This is a genomic window from Bradyrhizobium betae (assembly GCF_050632175.1).
In the GTDB taxonomy this organism is placed as follows: domain Bacteria; phylum Pseudomonadota; class Alphaproteobacteria; order Rhizobiales; family Xanthobacteraceae; genus Bradyrhizobium; species Bradyrhizobium betae_B.
The window spans coordinates 81,304-96,827 of sequence record NZ_CP192576.1; the positions used below are offsets into that span (position 1 = coordinate 81,304).

Consider the following 15,524-nt stretch of genomic DNA (forward strand, 5'->3'; position numbering starts at 1 on the left):
TTTTAACCCGTTGGTAGCCCTAGGCTCAAAGCCATCGGAACCAGGCAATTTGCTTCAAATTGTCATTCAAATCCCCTGCGGAAGGTGAGACATGGCCCGCATCGCATATCTGAAAGAGCAGCTTGCCCGCGCCGAGCGGCTGGCGAAAGCGATCCTCGACCAGCAAACCGCACAGCGACTTCAAACTTTTGCGGCCGAATGCCGCGGTGAGCTGCAGGACCTGACGCGCAGGGCCGCGTAAGGCGCGTTGGCGCTCGCCGAGCGCCGCGTCACACCAGCTTCATCGGTGTATCGGCCACCACGCGCAAATCAATCCTGCTGATCAGCTGCGCGCGAAGCGCCTCGGCAGCGCCGATGGCATCTTCGGTCTGCCGCAACGTGCTGACGTTCGAGCCGAGCGACACGATCCCGCCCAGCACAAGAGCGATCGAGCCAAGCGCTGCGGTCTGCCCCATCCCGAACAGGCCGAGGATCGTGACCAGCAGCAGCGCGCCGCCGCTGCCGACGGCGATCTTGGACGCCAGAATGTATTTGCGGCACCGCTCGGCGATCTCGGCGAGCGCCTCGATCCGGTTTTCGATCTGGGAAATCTCGTCAGTCAGATCGTCTTCGGTCATTGGGTTTCTGGATTTACGGAGCTCGATTACGAATGGAGCTTGGCGGCAGAATTCTTGATAACTAAGTAAGCTTGCCCCCAACGGATTTATAGAATTCCGCGAGTTGGTTCGCCAGGAGCGAAGCCAACAAACCTTCCATCTCCGAAACATCGATCCGGCCGCTGTCCCGGAAGGACATATCGGCAGCGTCCAAGGCGTCGAAATAGGGCTTTCGGTTGTCGACGATTTGATCCGGTATCGTCGGCGTGCCGGGCAGCAGCGCGCCAGCCCGAATTGACAGCACAACGTATGAGACAATTCGAGAGGTGCGACCATTTCCATCCGCGAACGGATGAATCCAATTTAATCGCCACATGACATAAGCAGCCAAGTGAATCGGTGTGCTGGCTTCCCAATGGTCATTGACGTAATCGCACATGTCTTCAACGAGTTCCGGCACCAAATGTGCGCCGACGGGCTCGTGCCGACTTCCCTCGATGGCAACACCACCGGGGCGATAATTGCCAGCGTAGGAACTGATGCCTGCCAAGGCCTCTCGCTGTAATCCGAGAATGAGAGAGGGGCGGAGCTTGAATGAGCCGCGCTCAAGAGCCGCCTGGATCGCACTAATAGCTGCGTCGTACTGGCGGAACCCATTCCGAGCTTCCGCTGCGGCCTTTTGCTGGGGATCTGTAATTAACTCAGGTTCGAGCGCGCGGCTATCACGCCGTTCACGCTCGTCGCCTGTCATTTCTCGTCCCTGGCCAACTTCTCGGCCTCTCGGTCCACCATTTCACGCGTAATGAGCGCATTCTCGAAATGGGTGTTGCCGTACACGAAGCTGCGCCGCTGCTCCTCCCGGTGTTCCGGGGATGGTTTCGCGGACTTGGCAGCTTCGATGAGTTTCTTAAGAGCGTCGATCATCGCAACAATATAGTCGAGTCCGCTCTGGGGCACCATGCGATTCTGTATGTGAAAACCACTGTGAGCTTGCTCACAACGGCAAATTGTCGTGCTTCTTCGCCGGCGTCTCCACCTTCTTGTCCTTCAGCATCGACAGCGCCCTCGCGATCCGCTTGCGGGTCGAGTGGGGCATGATGACGTCGTCGATGTAGCCGCGCTCGGCGGCGATGAACGGTGACAGGAAGCGGTCTTCGTATTCCTTGGTGCGCGCGGCGATCTTGTCGGGATCGCCGATATCAGAGCGGAAGATGATCTCGACCGCGCCCTTGGCGCCCATCACCGCGATCTGGGCGGTCGGCCAGGCGTAGTTCATGTCGGCGCCGATTTCCTTGGAGGCCATGACGTCGAAGGCGCCGCCATAGGCCTTGCGGGTGATGATGGTGACCAGCGGCACGGTGCACTGCGAATAGGCGAACAGCAGCTTCGCGCCGTGCTTGATCAGGCCGCCATATTCCTGCGCGGTGCCCGGCAGGAAGCCCGGCACGTCGACGAAGGTGACAATCGGGATGTTGAACGCGTCGCAAAAACGAACGAAGCGCGCCGCTTTTCGTGACGCATCGCTGTCGAGCACGCCGGCCAGCACCATCGGCTGGTTGGCGACGAAGCCGACGGTGCGGCCGGCGATGCGGCCAAAACCGGTGACGATGTTCTTGGCGAACATGTCCGCGATCTCGAAGAAATCGCCCTCGTCCACGACCTTGAGGATCAGCTCCTTCATGTCATAGGGCTTGTTCGGATTGTCGGGAATCAGCGTGTCGAGCGACATGTCGACGCGGCCGATGTCGTCGAAGCTCGGCCATTCCGGCACGCCGTCGCTGTTGTTGGACGGCAGGAAGTCGATCAGGCGTCGCATCTGCAACAGCGTCTCGACGTCGTTCTCGAAGGCGCCGTCGGCGATCGAGGAGCGCGTGGCGTGCACCGAGGCGCCGCCGAGCTCTTCCGCCGTGACGACCTCGTTGGTGACGGTCTTCACCACGTCCGGGCCGGTGACGAACATGTAGCTGGTGTTCTTCACCATGAAGATGAAGTCGGTCATCGCCGGCGAATAGACGTCGCCGCCGGCGCAGGGGCCCATGATGACGGAGATCTGCGGGATCACGCCCGAGGCGAGCACGTTGCGGCGGAACACGTAGGAATAGCCGGCGAGCGCGGCGACGCCTTCCTGGATGCGGGCGCCGCCCGCGTCATAGAGGCCGATGATGGGCGCCCGCGCCTTCATCGCCATGTCCTGGAGTTTTGTGATCTTCAGCGCGTGCGTTTCGGAGAGTGAACCGCCGAACACCGTAAAATCCTTGGCGAAGACAAAGGTCTTGCGGCCGTTGACGGTGCCCCAGCCGGTGACGACGCCGTCACCGGGCACCTTGTTCTTCTCCATGCCGAACTCGGTGGAGCGGTGCTCGACGAACATGTCGAACTCCTCGAACGATCCCTTGTCGAGCAGCAGCTCGATGCGCTCGCGGGCGGTCAGCTTGCCGCGGGCGTGCTGCGCCTCGATGCGCTTCTCCCCGCCGCCGAGCTTCGCGCCGGCACGACGATCTTCAAGGGCGTCCAGGATATTCTTCATTTGCTCCCGCCAGTTCTTAGCCTAAATGCGATTGCCGGGGGTTCTAACACGGCATTTTGCGGGCCGGGAAGCGGCTTTCGGCGCCGTAGGGCTGCCTTGCCGCAGCGCCAAAGCGCAAGGAATTACAAAGTTTTGCCTGGAGAGACGACGATGGACCAAGGAACGGCCAAGACCGGCGCCGAGACCGGCGCTGTGACGGGCGGCGTCAACATCATGCTGCGGCTGGAGGGCCTGACCCTGTTCTTGGGCATGGTGTTGCTCTATGCGTCCTGGGACGGCTCCTGGCTGGTGTTCGCCCTGCTGTTCTTCGTGCCCGATCTCAGCTTCCTGGCATACCTCTCCGACGCCAAATTCGGCGCGATGGTCTACAACGCCGCCCACAGCTACATGGCCCCGGTGACGCTGCTGACGCTGGGCTTCGGCCTCGCCTCGCCGCTCACCCTGTCCATCGCCCTGATCTGGCTCGCCCATATCGGCCTCGACCGGGCGCTGGGCTATGGGCTGAAATACGCGGCCGGGTTCGGCTTCACCCATCTGGGGCGGATCGGGCGGCAGAAGGACGCCTGACCTGCGGGCTCCGACAGCGGACGCCGCCCGCAAATTTGGCGGCCCGCCCGGTTGACCCGGCCTGCCGATTCAGGCTTGCTCAACGCTTACGATCAGGCGCCGAATGTTGCGTGAGCCCAGTCGGTACGGCGGTGATCATGACGCTTTGGCTCAAGCATCACCTCATGTCCGCGACGGTCGTCCCCCTGCCGCCGAACTCATCGTCCGAAACCACCGACTTTCTGCGCCGCATGGCCAGCATGGTGTCGGGGCGGAACGGCGAGATGCTGCTGCGCGCCGCATCGCTGATCGAGTCGCTGGCGCAGCGGGCGATGACGGCCGAACGGCTCTATCACCAACAGCAGGAAGAGAGCACGCGCAGCACCGAGCTGCGCGAGGCCGCCGAGCTCGCCTCCGACGCCATGGTCAGCCAGATCGAGGCGCTGCGGGCCCAACTGGCGGACGTGACGGCGGCGGCCGCCACTGAGCGCGCCGCATTCGATGCCGAGCGCGACAAGCTGCTCGGCCTGATGCAGCATGCGGAGAGCCATATCGGCAAGCTCACCACCGAGCTCGACAGCTTGCGCGCCTCCGTCGACAGCTTCAATGAGACGGTGGTCTCCGTGCCGATCGAGGTGCTGCGGCTGGCGCGCACCCAGTTCGATTTCCTCTCCGCAGGATTTGCCCGCAAGGGCGACGTGATCTCGCAGGCGATGAGCGAGATCGGCGGCTTTGCCATCGACCAGGCCCTGACGGTGAAGAAGGCCGACGGGGCCTGAGAGGAATTACAGCTCGTCACTACCGACGTGCGATGCCGCCTTGCCTCGCCCCGCTTGCGGGGAGAGGTAGCAGACCTCCGCCGCGGCTTCAGTTGGGCTCGTCTCATCGTGCGTCAAATCGCGCCGATCGCGGCAAGGCAGGCTTGCGTCAGCGGCATCCGCTCGCCTACGAGGCGCGGCTCGGTGCAATCCATATTGAGCGCGAACACCGTGTGCGCCTCGCCCTTCTCGGCCCAGCCAACCATCCAGCCGAGCGACGGCTCGCCGCGCTCGGCACCGAGCAGGCCCGACTTGGCGCGGATGACACTCTCGCCGACCTTGGTCACCGGCAGGATGTCGGCGACCAGATCCTGGCTGCGCTTGGAAATCGGCAGCGCGCGGCGGCGCAGCCGGTCGATGAAATCGATCTGCTCGATCGGATCGATGCGCAAATTTCCCGTGAGCCAGAACTGGTCGATGCCGCCGCCGATGTCGCGGTTGCCGTAGTCGAACAGGTCGACATATTTCTGCATGCGCTCCTGGCCGATGCGGCGCGCGATCTCCTGATAGACCGGCACCGCGCTCGCCGCGATGGCGCTGCGCAGCGTGTGATCCTTGTTCCAGGCCTCGATCGAACGCTTCACGCCGTCCCACGGAAACACGTCCTTGTCAGGATCGCCGACCACGCCGGTCTCCAGCGCGATCAGCGAATTCGGGATCTTGAAGGTCGAGGCCGGCAGCTTGCCCTCGCCTGAGCGCTCCTTGTCGCTTGCGACGATCAGATAGTCCTCGACCTTGTAGCCGACGAAGGTGCCCGACGTGCCGAGATCGGCGAAGCGCTTTGCCAGGCTGTCGCGGATCTCGTTGCGCGGCGGCGCGACATGGGCGAGCGAGCGCTGCGGCAAGACCGCGGCAGCGGCGAGAAGGCCGAGGGTGGAGCGACGGGTGATCACGTCAAACGTCCTGAATTGGGAGATGCGGCGCGAGCATGCAGCCGATATCGTGGTGAAACGATGACAGCGCCCTCAGCGCCGCCCCGACAGCCGCAGCACGAACACCAGCACTTCGGCGACGGCCTTGTAGAGGTCGGGCGGGATCTCCTCGCCAAGCTCGACCTTGGACAGCGCGCCGGCCAGGATCTCGTTCTCCTCGATCGGGATGTCGTTGGCTTTGGCGATCTCGACGATCTTTTCGCCGATCGTGCCCTTGCCCTTGGCGACGACGATGGGCGCGTTGCTGCCCTTCTCGTAATGCAGCGCAATGGCAAGCTTGGACGGATCGCTCATGTGGCGCGATCCAGGAAGTGACCGGCGCGTGGCGGTACCGGCTGCGGCGGCGTGCCGTCGCGGACCAGGATGTCGCCGGGCTTGAGCTCGGCCCGCGTCAGGGCCTGATTGAGCTCACCGATGCCGGCGCGAAGCTGCTGAGCGGTCGCGGAGCGCTCCGCCCACATCCGCACGAAGGTCTTGTCGCCGTTGAGCGTGATCAGCGCATGCACGGGGCCGGCCGGCTCGACATCGAGCGTGAAGCGCGCGCGCCAGGCGCGTTTGGCGGGATCGGCGGATCTCGTTGCCGCCGTCGCGTGAGATCTCGAACTGCGCCATCGCGGTGCCCTGCGGCGTCGCGAACGGAATCTCGAAATTCCACTGCGGCACGGCCCGGTCGGTGCGGTGACCGCTGGCATCGGTGCGATCGGGCAGCGAGGCGACTTGCAACAGGGTCTGCCGTGCAATTGCGGCCTCGGTATCGTCGAGCAGCCGGTGCACCGTGGCGGAAAGCGGCGTATCGGGTGCGAGCGAGGCCGAAGCGACCGCCTGCGGCGCCGGCAGTGCCCCACGGAATGGCGGTGGCGTCGTGTGCGCGGCGGCCTCGAAAATATGGCCGTCGGGTACGGCTTTGTTCGAGCCGGGGACGTTGCCCGTCATGCGCGACAGATTTTGAGCGACTTCCTGCAGAAGAGCCGCGGCAACGCCGGCACTCATCGTGCGGGTCATTGTGGCCTGCGGAGGGCTACCGGCGATGTCGGCGAGCACGGCGGCAGCCGGGTTGGTGTTGCGCGGTATCTGGGACGCTTCGCCGGTCGCCTCGCCTCCCGCCGCCGCGGCGGCGACCTGCGGTGCCCCTGTGGCACTCGCGGGATGCGCTGCGCCCTGTGGCGCGGTGGTGTCGAGTGTAGCCAGCGTCTGCCGCAACACCAGCAGCGCGGCCTTCAGGTCCGGCATCGCACCGGAGGACGGCGTCGCGCCCGCGGCCAGTGAGGCCTCGAGCAACAAGCCGGATTTCTGGAAGGCGGATTCGATATCGCCGCCGTCGAGCCCGGCATTGAGCGGCGTCTGCTGCGCCAGCACGTCCAGCATCGCCTGCTTCAGCCCCCCGGCAGATCGCTGCCGGTGACGACGGAGGCCAGATTGGCGAACAGCGGCGCCTGGCTGCCCTGTTTCGTGGCCGCATCGGCCGAAGCGGCGGTGACCGCGGCCTGCTCCAACGGCGTCAGCGTATTGCGTGCGGCAATCGCAGACGGCGCCAGCGACGGGCTCTCCACCAGCGAGGCCGCCCGAGACGTCAACGTGATCTGATCCCCCGTCGCCTCGCCTGCCCCGCTCATCACCGCAAGCCGGATGGTGCCGTCGTTTTTCGAGACCGCGAGCTGGAGATTTTGCCCTGGTGTTAGCGACACCTCCGACATCACGTCCATCGACAGATTGGCGATCGCGATCCGCACCAGATTGTCAGCCATCACACTGACGACCCTGGCGTCGACGACACTGCCTGCCTGAAGCACGAGATCGGGTGTTGCCGCATCAGCCACGGGGCTGGCAGCACTGACGGGAAGAATCGAGCTTATCGGCGTCGGCATCTGAAGGCGGCCCGGGGAAAGCTAGTGCCCACCCTAAGGCCGCCGTCGTAAACCTCTCGTTAAGGACCTTTGGCCGCAGCGGGCTTTACGGCGGCCAATACCGCCACGGCGGCCTCGAAATCCCTCAGGCGGGCGGTCCGGCGGCTGGCTGCCTCCTCGTCCGCGCCCCATTTCTCGACGTTCCAGTCCTCGTCGACATGGGCGGCTGCCCAGACCTGGCCGGCATCGCGCACGCCATGGGCAAGTGCGAGCGCGAGGAGCGCCGAACCGGTCAGGGTCGTCACCACATGGAGCGCGGCAATCGACCAGGCATCCCCGGGCAGCGCACCGCGCGCGGCCTCGATGGCCTCGTCCGGCTGCTTCACATGCATGATGCCCTCGGACAGGATGAAATGCGCGCCCAGCGTCTCCGCCGCCCAGAACAGCAGGGGGTCCCAGTGCGCGGCCTCGCGGGCCACCAGCCCCTCGGGGTGGCCCGCCCGATAGAACAGCAGGTCGGACTCGAAGTATTTGGCGAGGTCGTCGGTGACGAGCTCGATGCGGTCGACGACGCCCTCCACCACGCTGTTGGCGATCCGCGTCAGCGGCATGGTCACGGGATCGATCGTCTCGCCCTGCGCCGCCCATTCGGCAGCCACCGCATCGGCCAGCGCCCGCGAGGGGATCACCACCTGACGGCCGGACGGCGTACGGATCGGCTTGCCGTCGAGCGTGATGGCGAAGCCGCCCTCGGCTTCAGTGGCGCCGGCCTCCTTGTAGAAGCGCTTGCGCTGTGGCGTACGTCCGGACTGGCGGACCGATTCACGGGGATCGCGAGCGGATTGCACCGCAGCTTCATCGAACAATTCGCGCATCTTGAGTTTTCGCTCTCCGCCGGTGGATGCTAGGCTTTTAAGATAAGACCATTTTAAGCCAAACCTTGCGGCCGATAAAGCGAGCGGCGGGCATGAGGGAACTTGCGGGCATTGTGGCCCTGTTCGCCGGACTTTGGCTGGCCGCGGCGGAGGCCGGCTTTCGCAGCCCGGAATCGCTGGTCCGCAACGTCTATGCCTATTACGGCCAGGGCGCGCCAGAGCTGTCCAAGGGCCTGCCGCGGGATGCGGCGACCGCCCGGCAGTTCTTCGACCCCTCCTTGCGCAAGGCGTGGTCGGCGCCGCGGAGCGAGCCCTATGATTTCCTGGTGCAGAGCCCGAGCTGGAAGCTTGGCCCGGTCACGACCGCGGTCGTTCGCAGGCAATATGACAAGACCTATGTCGCGGCGAATTTCGACAATCGCGGGCGGCGAGTGACGCTGAACTTCATCCTGGTCAACGGGCCCGAGGGTTGGCTGATTACCGACGTCGAGAGCCCACATGACTCCTTACGGATGTTTCTGGAGCAGTTCCGGAATTGAGGGATTGTCGGTCGTACAACCACAACTGTCATGCCCCGGCTTGACCGGGGCATCCAGTACGCCGCGGCTCTCGGATCAATCACTGCGGTCTCTGGAATACTGGATCGCCCGGTCAAGGCCGGGCGATGACAGCGGAGGGTGTGGCTGGTCTACCAATCTATGGTTCCCGTCGAGCCTACTCTTCCGGCGCGTTCTCGATCGGATCGAAGCGGCTCGCGTCGAGCCCGAGCAGATTCCAGGACTGCTGCATGTGCGGCGGCAGCGGTGCGGTGGCGTCGATCACGCCGCCGCGCGGATGCGGAATGACGATGCGGCGGGCCAACAGATGCAGCCGGTTCTGCAGGCCGCCCGGCAGCTGCCAGTTCTCGATGTTGAAATATTTGGGATCGCCGACGATGGGGTGGCCGATATGCGCCATGTGTGCACGAAGCTGATGGGTGCGGCCCGTCACCGGCTTCAGCGACACCCAGGTCAGCTTGTTGCCGGCGGTCTCGACCACCGCGTAATAGGTCACCGCGTGGCTTGCGCCCTCGTCGCCATGCTGGGCGATGCGCATGATGGTGTCGTCCTCGCTCTCTTCCTTGGCGAGAAAGGTCGAGATACGGCCCTGCTTCGGCTTCGGCAGCCCCGGCACCAGCGCCCAATAGGTTTTCCGCGCCGACCGCTCGCGGAATGCGCCGGTCAGATAGGAGGCGGCGAAGCGTGTCTTGGCGATCAGCAGGCAGCCCGACGTCTCCCTGTCGATGCGGTGCACGAGGCGCGGCTTCTGGCCCTTGGAATCGCGCATCACCTCCAGCATCTGGTCGATGTGCCGCGTCATGCCCGAGCCGCCTTGCACGGCAAGGCCGGCCGGCTTGTTCAGCACGAGGACGTCGTCGTCCTCGTAGATCGTCATCTCCTTCAGCGCGGCCAGCGTCTTCTGTGCGGCTTCTGACAGGGAGCCGGCGGCAGCCTTGGGCGCGTCGAGCTTCAGCGGTGGAATGCGGACGCTCTGCCCTTCCTCCAGCCGATCCTTGCTGTCGACGCGCTTGCCGTCGACGCGCAGTTCGCCCTTACGGACGACGCGCTGGATGTGAGAGAACGACAGGCCGGGAAAGCGCGCTTCGAGGAAACGATCAACCCGCATGTTGTTCTCGTCTGCCGTCACCTCGACTGTCTGCACCTTGGTCGGCAGCAGGGCCTCGACGGGCTTTGCGGGCACCGGCGTTTCCGGTGCGGCCACCTTGGGCGCACGCCGCTCGGCGCGCTCACCCGCAAAGCGCGGCGGCTTCGTCCCAGGCTTAGCCCCCGAACGCGGGCTGGCCTTTGACGCACCGCGCGCTTTGAACGGACGTGCCTCCTTATGCTCGTCGCGCTCGCGAGGTTTCGGGTTCATTCTCTTGATGCGGCGGCTCATGCGGTTCATCCAAGCTTTCGTCTTATTATACCAGCTCAACTCGCAATGTACGTCCTACTGCGCTTGCGGCGCGCTGTAGAGTATCCAGCGTCACCGAAGGTGTCGTGGGATCGAGGAGGCGATCGAGTTGCCGGCGGCTCGTCTTCATGCGCTCCGCCATCGCCGTTTTCGTGATCCCCTGCGTCTTCATCGCTTCCGTCAGTTGCTCGGCAATGAGCTCCTTGATGGCACGCTCTTCACAGGCCCCAAGTATGCCTTCCTCCGCAAGAAACTCGTCGAACGTTTCTTCGCTCACATGCGCTCTTCTCTTTGCCATCACGTCACCTCTCGTCTGCGCTTGAGCGCAAGGTCGATATCCTGCTTCGGCGCCTTCTGCGTCTTCTTGATGAAGCCGTGAAGCAAGATCATCTGCCCGCCTTCCAGACAGAAGATCACCCGCGCAATCCGGTTACTGTCGAGATCACTCCGAACCTCCCACAATCCATTCCCCAGCGGGGCACAATGCGGGCGTCCTAACGGCCAGCCGAATTCGACTTTCTGAATATCCTTCCCGACGGTCCGACGATCCTCGGGAGGCAATTGCAATATCCACTCGCGAACAGGATTTCGACCTGTCGAGCTGACGTAGAACCTCGCTGGAAGCTTCTTCGTACGATCGATCATTCGGCTCCATTCATGTGTCATTTTTGACACGTGAATGCAAGCTTCGTTTAGGCTCCGCCGAACCTATTTCCCGCCCCGCTCCTTGCGCAGCTTGGCCCAGTAATCCAGCCGCTTGCGGATCTCCCGCTCGAAGCCCCGCTCCGGCGGGTCGTAGAAGGTCTGACGCCCGAGGGCATCCGGAAAATAGTCCTGCCCCGAGAAGGCGTCGGGGGTGTCGTGGTCGTATTCGTAGGCTGCGCCGTAGCCTTCCGACTTCATCAGCTTGGTCGGAGAATTCAGAATGTGCTTGGGCGGCAGCAGCGAGCCGGCCTGCTTGGCAACCTGCATCGCAGACTTGAAGGCAGTGTAGACGGCGTTCGATTTCGGCGCGGTGGCGAGATAGACCACCGCCTGGGCGATGGCGAGTTCGCCTTCGGGGTGGCCGAGGAAATCGAAGGCATCCTTGGCCGCATTGGCGATGACGAGTCCTTGCGGATCGGCAAGGCCGATGTCCTCCACCGCCATGCGCACGACGCGGCGGGCGAGAAACAGCGGGTCCTCGCCGGCATCGAGCATGCGGCAGAGATAATACAGCGCGGCGTCGGGATCGGAGCCGCGCACCGATTTATGCAAGGCCGAGATCAGGTTGTAATGGCCGTCGGCCGACTTGTCGTAGATCGGCGCGCGGCGCTGCAGGATGTCCTGCAATTGCGCGGCGTTGAAAATCTCGTCCTTGCGCGCGGCGCGCCAGACCTCTTCGGCAAGGGTCAGCGACGCCCGTCCATCGCCGTCGGCCATGCGCACCAGCACGGCGCGCGCCTCGTCATCGAGCGGAAGCTTGCGACCCTCGACCTCCTCGGCATGCGCGAACAGCTTTTCGATCGCGGCCGCATCGAGCGAGCGAAACACCAGCACGCGCGCGCGGGACAGAAGCGCCGCGTTGAGCTCGAAGGACGGGTTCTCGGTGGTGGCGCCGACCATGACGACGGTGCCGTCTTCCATCACGGGGAGAAAGGAATCCTGCTGGGCGCGGTTGAAGCGATGCACCTCGTCGACGAACAGCAGCGTGCCCTTGCCCATCTCGCGGCGGGCGCGCGCGGCTTCAAAGGCCTTCTTGAGGTCGGCGACGCCGGAGAACACCGCGGAGATCTGCTCGAAGTGTAGATCCGTCGCATCCGCCAGCAGCCGCGCCACCGTGGTCTTGCCGGTACCGGGCGGGCCCCAGAACACCAGCGATCCCAGCGTGCGCGTCTCCAGCATGCGCGTCAGCGCGCCGTCGGGACCGAGGATGTGGTCCTGGCCGACGACCTCCGACAGCGCGCGCGGACGCAGCCGGTCCGGCAGCGGATGCGGCGCCTCGTGATCGAGCCCCGCCGCGGCAAAGAGAGTTGGCGTCTCCTGTGGTCGCTTCGGACTCATCCGCCCAGCGTGACGTTGATCTGCTGGCCGCCGCGCACCAGCGTGATGCGCCAGACCCGCGGGCGCTCGCTCGCGGCCTTTTCGAGATCGCCGGTCCTGCTGATCTTCTGGTTGTTCACCGCCAGGATGATGTCGCCCTTCTGGAAGCCGACATTTGCAGCCGCGCTGTCGCCGCCGAGATCGGTGATCACGACGCCTTCGGTGTCGGCGTCCAGATGCAGCTCGTCGGCGACCGCCGGCGTGATGCTCGACACCTTCGCGCCCTGGAACGGCGAGCGCGCGGTGACGACAAGCTCGTTGCGGCCGGTATCGGGCGCGGTCTCCAGCGCCACCGTCAGCTTGACCTGCTTGCCGCCGCGCTGCACGTCGATCTGTGCCGTGCCGCCGAGCGGGCGCGTCGCGAAGCGGTAGTCGAAGGCATTGGGGTCATCCACGGTCTGGCCGTCAATCCCGATGATGAGATCGGAGGACTTCAGGCCGGCCTTCGCCGCGGGGCTGCTCGAGACCACGCTGGCCACCAGCGCACCGGTCGGCGAACGAAGGCCGAGACTTTCCGCGATCTCGGGCGTCACCGCCTGCAATTTTGCGCCGAGCCAGGGACGCTTCACCGCCTTGCCGCCGCCCTTGGCGGAGGCGACGACGACGCGCACCATGTTGGAAGGAATCGCAAAGCCGATGCCTTGCGAGCCGCCGGAGCGCGAATAGATCGCGGTGTTGATACCGGCGAGTTTGCCGCTCATGTCGACCAGCGCGCCGCCGGAATTGCCGGGATTGATCGCCGCATCGGTCTGGATGAAGAACTGGTAGTCGGTGATGCCGACCTGCGTGCGCGCAAGCGCCGAGATGATGCCATGGGTCACGGTCTGCCCCACGCCGAAGGGATTGCCGATCGCCAGCACGACGTCGCCGACCAGCAACTCATCCGAATTGGTGAAGTCGAGGGTCGGGAATTTCTCCTTGGTGTCCTTCAGGCGCAGCACGGCGAGATCGGTACGGGGGTCCTTCAACAGGATCTCGGCTTCGAACTCACGCTTGTCCGACAGCGAGACCTTCACCTGGTCCGCCCCCTCGATGACGTGGACGTTGGTGACAACGAGGCCGGAGGCATCGACGATGACGCCGGAGCCGAGCGAACGCTGCATCTGCTCGGGCTGCTGGCCGGGTACGCCGAAGAAGCGGCGGAAGATCGGATCGTCGAGCAACGGATTGCGGTTCTGCACCACCTTGGCGGCGTAGACATTGACCACCGCAGGCTGCACCCGCTGCACGATCGGCGCGTAGGACAGTCGCAGCTCGGCCGGCGACGACGGGACACGGCGGTCCTGCGCGACGGCCGGATCGAAGGTGGCCGAAAAGGCTATGCACAATGCCGTGATGACGGCGGCGCGGATCGATCGAAACATTCCTACCTCTCGGAAAAGACGCCGGAATATAGGCGCGTTCGCCGGCCAATAGAAGGGCGCGGGGCGGCAATATTCACCTCTTCCGGGTGTCTCCGAAATGCAAGCCCTCCGTGCGAAATCACAATCCTTCTGTCCCGACAGATTGGCATGACGCGCATCATCCAGCACTCTACTTCATGGCGGATTCGGTTGCGGCGAATTTGCACCAGTGGGAACCGCGCAACCGGAGCGCAGCGTCGCGGGGCGGTCATCGATCAGACCTAGGCTCTCCCGTCGCGAGTTGGGGAAGTTCGTCAAACGATGGAGGCGTGACGTGAGCAGAACGAGACTTGCAGCCACGGCGATTGGTCTTGCCGGCGCGCTGGCGGCCGCGCAGGCCCAGGCCCAAACGGCAAGCAGCAGCGAGCAGGAGATCGCGCTGCTGAAGCAGCAGCTGAAGATGCTGGAGCAGAAGCTCGACAAGCTCCAGAGCCAGACCGCGGCGAACACCGCAGCCACGGCGAAGGCCAGAGTGGAAGCAAAGGCCGAGGCCAAGGCGGAAGCGCGCTCGGAGGCAAAGGCAGTCGTCGCCAACGCCAACGCGGCCATCCCGCTCAAGGGACCGGCACCCGCGTCCGGCGTCGTCGTGACGATGCCGAACAACCGGCCGACCATCTGCACCGCCGATCAGGCAAACTGCGTCGCGATCACCGGCCGCCTGCACTACGATGTCGGCGGCTACGACTATCGTCCCAACACGGCGGCCACCGTGCCGCAAAAGCTCGACAGCGGACAGAACGTCCGTCGCGCGCGTATCGGCATTGCCGGCAAGTTCTTCAACGACTGGAATTTCGCACTGGTCTACGACTTCGGCGGCTCATCCGACGGTTTTGGCGGCGCTGCGCCCGGCTCGCTGCCTGGTGGCGCTGTGTCCGGCGTCGAGAACGCCTATGTCAGCTATACAGGCCTGAAGCCGTTCGGCGGCCGGATGGCGATCGAGGCCGGCATCATGGACCTGCCCTACACCATGGACGAGGCCACGAGCTCCAACGACATCATGTTCATGGAGCGCGCCTCGGCCGGCATCGTTGCCACCAACATCGCCGCCGGCGACTTCCGCTCCGCGGCCGGCACGCGCTGGTTCAACGACCAGCTCTGGATCGGCGGCTATGTCACAGGCCCGTCGACCGGCGCGATCCACTCGGCTTCGAGCGCGGCGCCGGCGGGCACCAGCGAGCAATATGGCGCGGTGGCGCGCATTGCCAGCAACCCGATCAGCGGCAAGGACTACTCGGTGCATATCGGCGCCGACGCACAGTGGCTGATCCAGCCGCCGCGCAATCTGATCGCCAACACTCAGACGGTGACGCTCAGCGACCGGCCGGAATTGCGTCTCGACCCGACCACGCTGATCTCGACCGGCGCGATCGCCAACGCCTCGGGCGCGCAGGTCTACAGCGTCGAGGCCGCAGCGACGTACGGGCCGCTGATCCTCCAGGGCGAGTACTTCTGGTACAACATCGATCGCACCGCCAACACCAGCGTGCCGCTGCTCGGCGCACCGAGCTTGAAATTCCAGGGCGGCTATGCGCAAGCGGGCTACGTGCTGACGGGCGAAGGCCGGAGCTACAACGCCGCGAATGCGGCCTATGGTGGCGTCAAGCCGGCGCATCCGTTCTCGCTCGATGGCGGAGGCTGGGGCGCGTGGGAAATCGCGGGACGCTTCTCGACGATCGACCTCAACAACCAGTTGGGAATGGCGACCGGCATCGCCGGCGGTCGGCAGACCGTCTACACGGCGGCGCTGAACTGGTATGTCAACGGCAACGTCCGATTCATGCTCGACTATCTGCACGGCACGGTGTCGAGACAGGCCTCGCCGGTCTCGACCGCCGATGTCGGCTCGAAGTTCGACGCGGTGGCGATGCGCACGCAGTTTGCGTTCTGACATCTCTCGTCGTTTCGGGGCGCGCGCAAGCGCGACCCCGGGACCAAGCGACACCGCCTC

Annotated in this window: 17 protein-coding genes and 1 pseudogene; 5 read left to right on the forward strand and 13 right to left on the reverse strand. The window is 64.7% G+C overall.

Annotated features, from left to right (window positions below; all coding sequences use genetic code 11):
• The first annotated feature begins 91 nt into the window (after positions 1-91).
• Positions 92-241, forward strand: coding sequence for a hypothetical protein (locus tag ACQ86E_RS00420; protein ID WP_431203750.1), 150 nt, complete (start codon positions 92-94; stop codon positions 239-241).
• A gap of 28 nt (positions 242-269) precedes the next feature.
• On the opposite strand, the gene ACQ86E_RS00425 is transcribed toward ACQ86E_RS00420, so the two are convergent.
• The 4 genes from ACQ86E_RS00425 to ACQ86E_RS00440 form a co-directional block, all read right to left on the reverse strand.
• A complete protein-coding gene (locus tag ACQ86E_RS00425; protein ID WP_431203751.1) occupies positions 270-617 on the reverse strand; it encodes a hypothetical protein in 348 nt (115 codons plus the stop codon).
• Positions 618-678: 61 nt separating this feature from the next.
• Positions 679-1,347 (reverse strand): Fic family protein, encoded by a 669-nt coding sequence (locus tag ACQ86E_RS00430; protein ID WP_431203752.1) that lies wholly within the window; start codon positions 1,345-1,347, stop codon positions 679-681.
• A complete protein-coding gene (locus ACQ86E_RS00435; protein WP_431203753.1) occupies positions 1,344-1,556 on the reverse strand; it encodes a hypothetical protein in 213 nt (70 codons plus the stop codon). Before ACQ86E_RS00435 ends, ACQ86E_RS00430 begins: the two co-directional genes overlap by 4 nt.
• 34 nt (positions 1,557-1,590) lie before the next feature.
• On the reverse strand, positions 1,591-3,123 hold the full coding sequence (locus ACQ86E_RS00440) for an acyl-CoA carboxylase subunit beta (RefSeq protein ID WP_151649672.1): 1,533 nt from the start codon (positions 3,121-3,123) through the stop codon (positions 1,591-1,593).
• Positions 3,124-3,273: 150 nt separating this feature from the next.
• On the opposite strand from ACQ86E_RS00440, the gene ACQ86E_RS00445 reads away from it, so the two are divergent.
• Both ACQ86E_RS00445 and ACQ86E_RS00450 read left to right on the forward strand, forming a co-directional pair.
• Positions 3,274-3,690: a DUF4260 domain-containing protein gene (locus ACQ86E_RS00445; protein ID WP_431203754.1), complete on the forward strand. Its 417-nt coding sequence runs from the start codon at positions 3,274-3,276 to the stop codon at positions 3,688-3,690.
• 164 nt (positions 3,691-3,854) lie between these two features.
• The gene (locus ACQ86E_RS00450; protein ID WP_431206639.1) at positions 3,855-4,448 is read left to right on the forward strand and encodes a hypothetical protein; all 594 of its coding nucleotides are present in this window, start codon (positions 3,855-3,857) and stop codon (positions 4,446-4,448) included.
• A 113-nt stretch (positions 4,449-4,561) separates the two neighbouring features.
• Here the strand turns inward: ACQ86E_RS00450 and blaOXA are convergent, their stop codons facing one another.
• The 4 genes and pseudogenes from blaOXA to ACQ86E_RS00470 form a co-directional block, all read right to left on the reverse strand.
• On the reverse strand, positions 4,562-5,380 hold the full coding sequence (gene blaOXA, locus ACQ86E_RS00455) for a class D beta-lactamase (protein WP_431203755.1): 819 nt from the start codon (positions 5,378-5,380) through the stop codon (positions 4,562-4,564).
• Between the two features lie 72 nt (positions 5,381-5,452).
• Positions 5,453-5,713: an EscU/YscU/HrcU family type III secretion system export apparatus switch protein gene (locus tag ACQ86E_RS00460; RefSeq protein WP_431203756.1), complete on the reverse strand. Its 261-nt coding sequence runs from the start codon at positions 5,711-5,713 to the stop codon at positions 5,453-5,455.
• Positions 5,710-7,284, reverse strand: a pseudogene (locus tag ACQ86E_RS00465) (flagellar hook-length control protein FliK). The gene ACQ86E_RS00460 and the pseudogene ACQ86E_RS00465 overlap by 4 nt, the downstream one beginning before the upstream one ends.
• Positions 7,285-7,343: 59 nt before the next feature.
• Positions 7,344-8,138 carry an ATP12 family chaperone protein gene (locus ACQ86E_RS00470; protein ID WP_431203757.1) on the reverse strand — a complete coding sequence of 265 codons (795 nt, stop codon included), beginning with the start codon at positions 8,136-8,138 and terminating at the stop codon, positions 7,344-7,346.
• 92 nt (positions 8,139-8,230) lie between these two features.
• Between ACQ86E_RS00470 and ACQ86E_RS00475 the strand changes: the two genes are divergently transcribed.
• Entirely contained in the window at positions 8,231-8,677 is a 447-nt protein-coding gene (locus tag ACQ86E_RS00475) for a hypothetical protein (RefSeq protein WP_431203758.1), read from the forward strand.
• Positions 8,678-8,852: 175 nt separating this feature from the next.
• On the opposite strand, the gene ACQ86E_RS00480 is transcribed toward ACQ86E_RS00475, so the two are convergent.
• The 5 genes from ACQ86E_RS00480 to ACQ86E_RS00500 form a co-directional block, all read right to left on the reverse strand.
• Entirely contained in the window at positions 8,853-10,073 is a 1,221-nt protein-coding gene (locus tag ACQ86E_RS00480; protein WP_431203759.1) for an RluA family pseudouridine synthase, read from the reverse strand.
• A gap of 25 nt (positions 10,074-10,098) precedes the next feature.
• Positions 10,099-10,389: a helix-turn-helix domain-containing protein gene (locus tag ACQ86E_RS00485; RefSeq protein ID WP_431206640.1), complete on the reverse strand. Its 291-nt coding sequence runs from the start codon at positions 10,387-10,389 to the stop codon at positions 10,099-10,101.
• A complete protein-coding gene (locus ACQ86E_RS00490) occupies positions 10,389-10,736 on the reverse strand; it encodes a type II toxin-antitoxin system RelE/ParE family toxin (RefSeq protein WP_431203760.1) in 348 nt (115 codons plus the stop codon). The genes ACQ86E_RS00485 and ACQ86E_RS00490 overlap by 1 nt, the downstream gene beginning before the upstream one ends.
• Before the next feature lie 63 nt (positions 10,737-10,799).
• Positions 10,800-12,134: a replication-associated recombination protein A gene (locus ACQ86E_RS00495; protein WP_431203761.1), complete on the reverse strand. Its 1,335-nt coding sequence runs from the start codon at positions 12,132-12,134 to the stop codon at positions 10,800-10,802.
• Positions 12,131-13,537, reverse strand: coding sequence for a DegQ family serine endoprotease (locus ACQ86E_RS00500; protein WP_431203762.1), 1,407 nt, complete (start codon positions 13,535-13,537; stop codon positions 12,131-12,133). The genes ACQ86E_RS00495 and ACQ86E_RS00500 overlap by 4 nt, the downstream gene beginning before the upstream one ends.
• Positions 13,538-13,850: 313 nt before the next feature.
• Between ACQ86E_RS00500 and ACQ86E_RS00505 the strand changes: the two genes are divergently transcribed.
• Positions 13,851-15,464 (forward strand): OprO/OprP family phosphate-selective porin, encoded by a 1,614-nt coding sequence (locus ACQ86E_RS00505; protein ID WP_431203763.1) that lies wholly within the window; start codon positions 13,851-13,853, stop codon positions 15,462-15,464.
• Positions 15,465-15,524: the final 60 nt, after the last annotated feature.

Coding starts and splice junctions, on each gene's coding strand:
- ACQ86E_RS00430 (WP_431203752.1), bottom strand. CDS start 1,347: ATGACAGGCGACGAGCGTGAACGGCGTGATAGCCGCGCGCTCGAACCT.
- ACQ86E_RS00485 (WP_431206640.1), bottom strand. CDS start 10,389: ATGGCAAAGAGAAGAGCGCATGTGAGCGAAGAAACGTTCGACGAGTTT.
- ACQ86E_RS00445 (WP_431203754.1), top strand. CDS start 3,274: ATGGACCAAGGAACGGCCAAGACCGGCGCCGAGACCGGCGCTGTGACG.
- ACQ86E_RS00450 (WP_431206639.1), top strand. CDS start 3,855: ATGTCCGCGACGGTCGTCCCCCTGCCGCCGAACTCATCGTCCGAAACC.
- ACQ86E_RS00495 (WP_431203761.1), bottom strand. CDS start 12,134: ATGAGTCCGAAGCGACCACAGGAGACGCCAACTCTCTTTGCCGCGGCG.
- ACQ86E_RS00490 (WP_431203760.1), bottom strand. CDS start 10,736: ATGATCGATCGTACGAAGAAGCTTCCAGCGAGGTTCTACGTCAGCTCG.
- ACQ86E_RS00440 (WP_151649672.1), bottom strand. CDS start 3,123: ATGAAGAATATCCTGGACGCCCTTGAAGATCGTCGTGCCGGCGCGAAG.
- ACQ86E_RS00460 (WP_431203756.1), bottom strand. CDS start 5,713: ATGAGCGATCCGTCCAAGCTTGCCATTGCGCTGCATTACGAGAAGGGC.
- ACQ86E_RS00435 (WP_431203753.1), bottom strand. CDS start 1,556: ATGGTGCCCCAGAGCGGACTCGACTATATTGTTGCGATGATCGACGCT.
- ACQ86E_RS00500 (WP_431203762.1), bottom strand. CDS start 13,537: ATGTTTCGATCGATCCGCGCCGCCGTCATCACGGCATTGTGCATAGCC.
- ACQ86E_RS00480 (WP_431203759.1), bottom strand. CDS start 10,073: ATGAGCCGCCGCATCAAGAGAATGAACCCGAAACCTCGCGAGCGCGAC.
- ACQ86E_RS00420 (WP_431203750.1), top strand. CDS start 92: ATGGCCCGCATCGCATATCTGAAAGAGCAGCTTGCCCGCGCCGAGCGG.
- ACQ86E_RS00470 (WP_431203757.1), bottom strand. CDS start 8,138: ATGCGCGAATTGTTCGATGAAGCTGCGGTGCAATCCGCTCGCGATCCC.
- ACQ86E_RS00425 (WP_431203751.1), bottom strand. CDS start 617: ATGACCGAAGACGATCTGACTGACGAGATTTCCCAGATCGAAAACCGG.
- ACQ86E_RS00475 (WP_431203758.1), top strand. CDS start 8,231: ATGAGGGAACTTGCGGGCATTGTGGCCCTGTTCGCCGGACTTTGGCTG.